Annotated in this window: 3 protein-coding genes; 2 read left to right on the forward strand and 1 reads right to left on the reverse strand. The window is 49.3% G+C overall.

Features of this window, described 5'->3' with window-relative positions; translation table 11 throughout:
* Positions 1-350, reverse strand: a 350-nt coding sequence (locus tag EYO21_03345) for a hypothetical protein (protein ID HIB02847.1), incomplete at its 3' end; no start/stop codon positions are given.
* 105 nt (positions 351-455) lie between these two features.
* On the opposite strand from EYO21_03345, the gene EYO21_03350 reads away from it, so the two are divergent.
* A complete protein-coding gene (locus EYO21_03350; GenBank protein ID HIB02848.1) occupies positions 456-1,253 on the forward strand; it encodes an alpha/beta hydrolase in 798 nt (265 codons plus the stop codon).
* Positions 1,254-1,302: 49 nt separating this feature from the next.
* Positions 1,303-9,266, forward strand: a 7,964-nt coding sequence (locus tag EYO21_03355) for a hypothetical protein (protein ID HIB02849.1), incomplete at its 3' end; no start/stop codon positions are given.

Consider the following 9,266-nt stretch of genomic DNA (forward strand, 5'->3'; position numbering starts at 1 on the left):
ACCACCACTTTCCCGTTTAACTTGTACAGTTCACCGTCTTTCCAGATGGAAGAAACGATGACTTTCTCCACACCAAGCAGTTCACCCACCTCTCTGGCGCACCACTCTTCAGCGCACCACCGATTGTTCACTTTATCTCCCGATAGAACCTCCCGTACCTTATCAATAGGTATAATACTTTCGCCGATCTTACTGCTAACCACCTCTCTGAAATGCTCTGAAAGGGTGAGGGCGTCCGTTTCTGGGATCTCCACCGGAGCGATATCCAGTATTGCAAGCTGCTGGCCATGAGACAAAGACAGAGCAAGAACCAGCAGAAGAAAACTTCGGTGGACTTGTACGCTTTTCATGATAGTGGGGCAATTTACACCATGTGCGGAAAAAGTCCTCGCCGGCGCTTATGACATTCCAAAGGAGGTCAGTTTCTACTTAATTTTTGAACAGGATCAGCTACAATGACTGACAACATGAACAAAACCCGGCCCGTTAAAGCATTTATTTTCTTTATCACCTTCGGGGCAATCCTTTTCGCGGTACCGGCAGCTGATTCAGCTATTGTTATCCAGACAGAGGAACTACTTCTTGGCAATGAAGTCAAGGCCTCCGGACAGAAACTTATGGCTCAGTCAGGCGGTTTTACCCGAATCCACGATGATTCCTCTTATGAACTTAGGACGGTTGTTATCGGTATCCATGGCACCAAATCTCAGGGTTATGAATGGGTGGGGCCTCTGAAAAATCTGGCTCGAGAATACAGGCACACATACTTCTACCGTTATAACTGGGATGTCTGTCCGGACAGTTCGGCACTGCAACTCTCAAAGGACCTCATAGATATCACGGGACAAATTCCCGGTGTTGACAGGATTGTTCTGTTTGGTCACAGCTCCGGCGGGTTGGTGGTTACATATCTGGCTTCATTGATGCACATAAACATCCCGGTGGAAATTCACACTATTGCTTCCCCACTTAAAGGATATGCCAGGCTTAACAAAAGATGTGAACTACCAAAGCTACGGGATGGGGTCCTCAGTTTTCCTCAATGGGAAGAAAATGTTGCTCACTTTCAGTGGCGGACACAACATATGCTGGATAATGCATTCAACCGTCTGAAACAGGATCCTCAGGACGTCAATTTGTACAATAGCGAAGTGACACTCTTGCCGGACACCATGAACGGCAGACGCTTGGGTCATAACTGGTCCATTACCTGGGTAATTGATGAACATCTCCGCATTCCTCACAAACCGTAAAGCCGATTTGGTTTGAAACTCTTTACCGCGGTGATTAAACTCTCTCTCCGTGGTAAGGCTCGTAGGTTTCATATTACTCATCACTGTAGGTACGATCTCTGGGCGGACCGGTGACGTCCGCTATTTCCGGTCCGAACGGAGGTTTCTGAGTGGAGTAGAAATCTCTGAGAATGACCTCGGTTTCAGGTCATTTATCCAGGCCCGTTACGACGAAGACGGGAAACTCGTCCGGAAAGCCTTTTATAAACGCCGGAACCGCCTCGACCGGTTTGAGACATTCCAGTATGACACCACAACCGGCCAGCTGCATCTGAAATCTCTTTTCTCTGCTGATAGCACACTCCAAAGGTATACCCAGTTTGGTTCGGAAGAGATCATGTCCGACAAGTTCATCCGCTATACTTACGACATCAGCACTGTTCAGGATTACGATGATCGGTTCACTTCCATTGAATACAGACCCGACAGCAAGCCGCAGGTTTACCGTTTCTACGATGTGGACGGATTTATGTACGGCGTCATGGAATTGAAATACGATGACGATGGTCACGTGCGCCAGGAAGACTGGATTGTCATGCCATCAAAAAAAGTGGTACGGCGGTATGTGAAAAACTTTGATGCCCGTTCCGGCGAGACGGACGTATGGGAGTACGATTCTACTCTGACAGTGGTGAACAGCATGACCATTGATTCTGACGGTTTTGCGCCTGTTATCACACTTTCTTTTCCGGAAGACGGTCTTCCTGTTAACGAACCAAAGCTAACCTATCATCTCAAGGAAGATCTTGCAAAAGGGACCGTCATTTGGGAGTGGGCCAGTGGCAAACCCGATACCCTGTCACCTCACGTGGCCGAATTGATTGCGTCAGAGCGGAGTCGCGGAGAACATCGTGATAAACTTTTACGCTATGCCCCAAAACTCCAGGACAGCACATCTTATAAGATGAGATTTACCGGAGTGGGAGAGAGCAGTTATCCCGCCCGGGAGATCTTGCTGACGAGGGTCCCTTACGACACCACCCCGCCTATTTACACCGCCGACGCTCCTCAGTACTCAAGCCGGCCAGTCATCTCTTACTCTCTTAATGAGGCACTGTCAACAGCCGAAGTGGTCTGGGTCTGGGAGCAGGGCGCGCGCGATGAAAGTGCTCCTCATATCATTGGGCTTTCAAGAGGAATGTTAGAAGAAGGAGAGCAAGACTCGGTCATACTTGGAGACGATATCCAGCTTGCCGAAGGAACTATATACACGGTTCTCTTTCAGGGTAAAGACATGGCCGGGAATCCCGGTCCTTTTCTGTCGATCAACGACGTGGTCTATGACACTACACATCCGGAGATCTCCTGGCATTTACCTGACAGTAGCGGTTTTGCCAACAGTTCGGTGGTGAGCTTCGTCTCCAGCGAAGACTTCATGGAAGCTCAAATTCGCTGGGAACACGTTGGCGGTATCCCTGATGATGGGGCACCTTATATTGTGGAACTGGAAGGCACCGAGCTTGACGGAGGGGAGCATCTATACGAAGCACTCGCCAACAGTCCCCATCTGGTAGACGGTGCCATATACAGCATCACTATGAACGGAAAGGATCTGGCTGGTAATGAAGCAGCATCTATAGAGGTATCCAATATTGTCTATGACACTTCACCGCCTACATTAGCCACCATCGCACCGGAACCCGGTATCTCCGTTCGCGGCGGGGAAGTGATTTACAACCTCAGTGAAGATTTTGCGTCGGCCGAAATAGACTGGGTTCTTGAGGAGGCTGAAGCTTCTGATTCAAGAAGTGTAAGCATTAAGATTTCAGACGAAGGCCTTGCATTGGGAGATCATCGTCTGGATGACTCAACTTTTGTTGAAAGATTGACCGATGGCGGAATTTTTACGATACAACTGACAGGTCGGGACAAGGCGGGAAATGAGGCTCTTCCCAGTTCTATTTCTAATGTGAAATTTGACATCACCGCGCCCGAGTTTGCAAATGTGACACCATCGGACTGTACCTTTGTCATGTCATCCCACGTCACTTACACTCTCACTGAAGACCTGTCTGAAGGGACAGTCATCTGGACACAAGTGGCGGGGGAGATCGATCTCTCTTCGCCTCAAATGATGACACTGCCGGCCGATGAGTTGACAATTGGTGTGCACGACAGTGTGATGGCTCAGGTGGCACCTTCCCTGCAGGATGGTAGCATATATGTTGTCTCTTTCATGGGTGTTGACCCTGCCGGGAACCGCTCACTTGGGGCCTCCGCGGTAGATGTCATGTACGATATTACCCCGCCTGAAATTGTTTTCACCTTTCCGGACACCGGCAGTCATATTCCAACTTCATCAATTACCTACACCTCAAGTGAACGGCTGAAAACCGGTCAGGTTGTATGGGAATGGGTGGACGGTATACTGGATGTTAAGGCGCCCCATATCATACCTCTGGAGGCAGCTGAACTGTCGAAAGGAGAACACGAAGGCTTTATCCTTGCGAAAGCACCGAAGCTGGTTTCGGGGGGTGTCTACCAGATAACCATAGAAGGGACAGACTTGAGTGGTAAAAGTTCCGAACCTAGAGTAGCCGCCAGGGTAACATTCGATGATACACCGCCAGAAGTTCTCCTTACATCTCCTTCCTCCGATACTTACAGAAATCGCCCCGCTATAGGTTATGAACTGAGTGAATCTCTATCTTCTGCCTCCGTCATCTGGCAAAGAACAGACGGGGAAGAGGATGTGAGTTCACCTCACGTTGTATCGCTCGAATCTCTGGAACTGTCCGGTGGACCTCATGCTGATTCTTTACTGATCCATATTCCATTTTTGAAGGATGGTGCCGTTTATGACGTTCAGATGGTAGGTGTCGATAGTGCCGGTAATGTTTCAGACACCGTATCGGTGGCCGGAATCATCTACGACACAACTCCTCCTGAACTTATTGTCAGTTATCCCATCGCTTCCACACCGACACGTAATTATGATGTGGCGTACACGGTGTCAGAAGATTTGATCTCTGGTGAGGTGATATGGGAATGGAGCGGCGGTGAGAACGACAGTGTGGGGCGTCACGTTCAAACTCTTTCTGGTGAAGAACTGAGGGTTGGAGATCATGAAAGATCCGCCATTATCGGTGTACCGCCGGGACTTGTTGAAGGTGCTGTCTATAATATCACCGTGAATGTCATGGACCTGGCCGGTAACAATTCAGCACCGATACTTGTTGAGAATGTTATTTACGATGCCACAGCTCCGGTGTTTGCCCAAGTTTCTCCTGATAGCGGTGCCTATGTCAATTCCACCGGTATAACTTATCACATCAGCGAAACAATTTTGTCTGGGTCTGTCATATGGGAGTCCGAGTCCCCGGAAATGGACACTGCGCGGCACATTGTTGAATTCCAGGGAGATGAACTGAAAAGTGGTCTACATGAAGCCGTCATCCTGGCCAATGCACCGGATCTTTTAGATGGTGCCATATATACGTTGAAGATCGCCGGTTCAGATGCGGCCTGGAATAATTCAGATACTGTCACTGTCACTCAAATCACTTACGATGCTCAGCCTCCGGTGGTGGGGATGCCAGAACCGATGGCCGGCACCTTTGTCTCTTCATCCATGTTGTCATATGATTTTAGTGAACCGATGTTTTCGGCTACGGCTCATTGGGAACACACAGGCGGTTCGAGAGATCGGGACAGTCTTCATGTGGTCGATTTTGTCCCAAATGAATTGACAGAAGGTGATCACCCTGAGACAAAATTTTTCAATGAGCCAGAATTGGTTGAAGGTGGAATATACAGGTTGACAGTCACCGGTACCGATCTTGCGGGCAACATGTCAGAACCGGTAGTGATTGATAAGCTGACCTTTGATGCCACAGCGCCCATTTTTGCCGATGTGATACCTGCAATGAATTCATACATAAACGCGCCGCTGGTAGGTTTCTGGCTAAGCGAGAACCTGTCCGAAGGAAGTCTCACATGGCAGCAGGTTGGAGGGGAGGAAGATCCCAACTCACCTCATGTTTCGACTCTGACAGGTCCGGAGCTGAATTCCGGGACCCATGTTCTGAGTCGCTTAAGGGAAACACCGGAACTTGTTGACGGTGCCATCTATGAAGTGAATATAGTTGGTCTCGATCCCGCCGGGAACTTATCCGAAACTGTCCAAATTGACTCTGTTCATTTTGACATTACCAAGCCTGTTATCGTGATGGAAAATCCACTGACAAACAGTTATGTCAATTCGCCCAACATTAATTATAGCTTAAGTGAGGAAATTTCGGAAGGTTCACTCGTATTCCAGCGGAGCGCAGGAAGTGCCGATCCCGGTTCACCGCACAGGGTTACAATTCCTCAGATACAGCTCTCCATGGGGCCGCATGCATCCCTTGATTCGACTGTATGGCCCGACCTTAATGACGGTACCGTCTACCGCATTACCTACACAGGTGTTGACAGGGCCGGTAACGAAGCTGAGGCCGTTGTTTTAGAAGGAATTGGCTATGATGTAACACCTCCAGTTATTTCAAATCTCACACCATCTGATAGCAGTGCTGTAAATCATACCCGATTTTCATATAACCTAAGCGAGCAGATAGTGGAGGGAACTGTCACATGGACCTGGCTGGACGGACCGGAAGATATCGGTTCGCCTCATTCGGTAAATCTGGTTGAAGACCATATGGATGAAGGTTTATCCGGAGAGATCGAACTGGATACAGCGCCGGTTCTGGTTGACGGTGCCGAATACTTACTTGAATTGATGGGGAGGGATGCGGCGGGCAACCGGTCGGAAACGGCAAGAGTGTCAAATCTACGTTACGATTTGACACCTCCCGTGTTTACGGTCACTTATCCTACGACGGACGTTTACGTTCTTGATTCTCGGGTAGCTTACGGCCTATCTGAACCATTAGCTGAGGGGCGCGTCACCTGGTCACAGACTGACGGCGCTGCAGACAGCCGTTCACCACATGATTTACTGTTGTCCGGAGAAGAACTTTCCACGGAACAGCTTGATAGGCTTCTAACCTCTGTACCCTCATTGACAGACGGTTCCACTTATTCGGTTACTTTCAACGGCACAGACGCCGCCGGCAATAAGGCGGAGGAAATAGTGGTCAACGAAGTAAAAGTTGACTACACACCGCCAGTTCTGACTCTGAACTCACCAGTATCAGAGTCTGCAATAAAAAATACATCCGTAGCATTCACTATAAGTGAAAATCTCAAGGATGCATCTATGCTCTGGACGCATGTGGATGGTCCCAACGATCCTTCCTCACCGCACGCCGTCCCGCTGGATTCTGATGAATTAGCAATGGGAGAACATCCAGAAGGGGAGCTGATCTTTCCGCCTTTACTGGTGGATGGCGGACTCTACAATCTTGCATTTGCGGGTTTTGATTATGCCGGGAATGTGTCCGATACGGTGAGGGTTGAAGAACTCCGTTATGATGTGACACCACCCGTTATAGCGCTCAGTGATCCAAGGCCGGACACATTCCTCAATAAGATTCTTCCTTCTTATTCATTGTCCGAACAGATGCAACAAGCATCCTTTGTCTGGACACGTACAGACGGTTCAGATGATGCTGCTTCTCCTCACACATCTGAATTGACTGAAAATGAACTAACTTCTGGAGAGCATGAAGCGGTAGCGTTGATGAACCTCCCGGTTCTGGCTGACGGTGCCGTCTACACCCTTACTTTCAATGGTATGGATATGGCAGAAAATGATGCCCAAAAGGTGTTCATTGAGAGGATCGCTTACGATATAACCCCGCCCTTAATCACCATCACCGGGCCCGAACCGAATGTTTATATCGACGAGCCGTTAATATCCTTGAACCTGAGTGAAAATATGGGATCAGGTCAGATCATCTGGCGGGATATAAGGAACCCCGCCAACAGTCAGACAATGATAATCAGCGGTGATCTTCTTGCAGCGGGTGAACATCTGGAAGTGAATCTCTCCGATTCAGTTACCCTCAGCGACGGCAGCATCTATTCACTTCTTTTGTCCGGTTATGACAAGGCAGGTAATGAAGCCGTTCCTGTCTCGGTTGAAAATATCGGCTTTGATACATCGCCACCCACACTAACCATTAACTCGCCGGCTATGGGTGACTATATCAATGCACCTAAACTTACTTACAATCTTAGTGAAACTCTCATGGAAGGGGCCATTACCTGGACAAGGACGGGCGGGGAGGCCGACGGTTCTTCACCATGGATCATCAACATGTCCGATGAAGCACTTTCAACAGGAGACCACCCTGATTTTGCTTCACCGGAAATGTCTTCTCTTGTTGCAGGTGCCGTCTATTCTGTTACTATCACGGGTGTTGACTTAGCCGGTAACGATGGAACGCCAGTCGTTATAACGGACCTCAATTATGATGATATTCCACCTACAATTGCTGTGAATTATCCGGAGACTGACCTGTTTGTGAACAACAAGGAAGTGGCTTTCACACTGTCTGAATTGCTCAGAGATGCTTCCGTTACTTGGTCTCGAGTGGGAGGCAATGAAGACCCCATTTCACCACACGAGGTGACTCTCACCGAAGCCGAGAGAGGAGGAGGGGATCATCCCAGGGTGGGCCTTTCCCAGTCCCCGAATCTCACTGACGGCTCCCAGTATGACATTGCATTTACTGGAGAGGACCTTGCCGGTAACGCAGCAGATGGTGTTTTGGTCTCTGGCATCATTTACGACGTCTCCCTGCCGGTTGTTGCCATTGAAATACCTGCCAGCATGTCCGCCATCAGTTCAAGTGCAATGACTTACACACTGTCAGAAGTGATGAGAGAGGGCAAGGTGGTATGGACTCAGGTTGCCGGCGCTTCGGACGGCGGCTCTCCACACGAAATTTCACTCACTTCTTCTGAGATGGCTCAAGGTACCCATGAGTCTGTGACGCTGTCAACGCCACCGTCAGTTATGGATGGGGCTATTTACAGGATTACTTTCTCAGGAATTGACAGAGCCGGGAATGAGAGTGAAACTGTCACTATGGAACAGATCATGTTCGATGTAACACCTCCAACCATTGTCGCCTCATCGCCCACGCCAACGTCCCTGGTAAACTCAACGGCCTTCTCTTACAGACTTAGCGAGACGCTATCTGAAGGTACGGTCACCTGGACTCGATCAGGTGGTGAAGCCGATCCTCTGTCGCCCCATGAAATACTGCTTTCTGGTTTGGAGTTGGCGCAAGGGGAACATGCGGATATTATTTTATCCAGACCCCCCAATCTGGTGAGCGGTGCGGTTTACTCAGTTTCATTTTCGGGTAAAGACCCCGCTGATAATTCAGCCTCAGGGATGTCCATTGAGGCTGTCACTTTTGACAATTCAGCGCCAGTTTTAGCCCTTGAGATCCCTAACAACGCTGTCGCGATTAGTTCACCCAGTGTCAACTACTCTTTAAGTGAAAAGCTTGCTTCGGGCTCAATCAATTTTGAGAGAACCTCAGGAGTGAATGATCCAAATTCGCCCCATGAAGTAATATTAACTGGTGATGAACTCTCAGCAGGTAATCGCTCAGCGTTCACACTCACCAACAGCCCGACCCTTATGAACGGTGCAAGTTACAGGATTACACTCAAAGGGAGAGACGCCGCCGGAAATGCAGGCGATCCAGCAACCCTTTCCGGCATTCTCTATGATGCTGTGCCGCCGGTTTTAACACTGGAATCGCCCGTTTCTGAGAGTCACATAAACAAGCTTGACGTTTCATACTCGCTGTCAGAAACCTTGACAAAAGCGACAGCCACATGGACTCAAACTGCTGGGAATTCGGACCCGCTGTCGCCGCGGGTTATTGAGCTCACTGTTCCGGAAATGGGGAAGGGGAGTCGTTCCGCCATCCTCACTAATCAGGCTCTGCTCACGGATGGAGCAATCTACACCCTGTCAATGGCCGGATCCGATGCGGCGGGTAATGAGGCAGTGGTAGCGACCGTTACCAGCCTGAACTATGATGTAACACAGCCTCAATTTTCAAACGT

This window comes from Candidatus Neomarinimicrobiota bacterium, from assembly GCA_012964825.1.
Classification (GTDB): Bacteria; Fidelibacterota; Marinisomatia; order Marinisomatales; family S15-B10; genus UBA2125.

Excerpts from the sequence above, each read along its gene's own strand:
- EYO21_03350 (HIB02848.1), top strand. The coding sequence starts at position 456 with ATGACTGACAACATGAACAAAACCCGGCCCGTTAAAGCATTTATTTTC.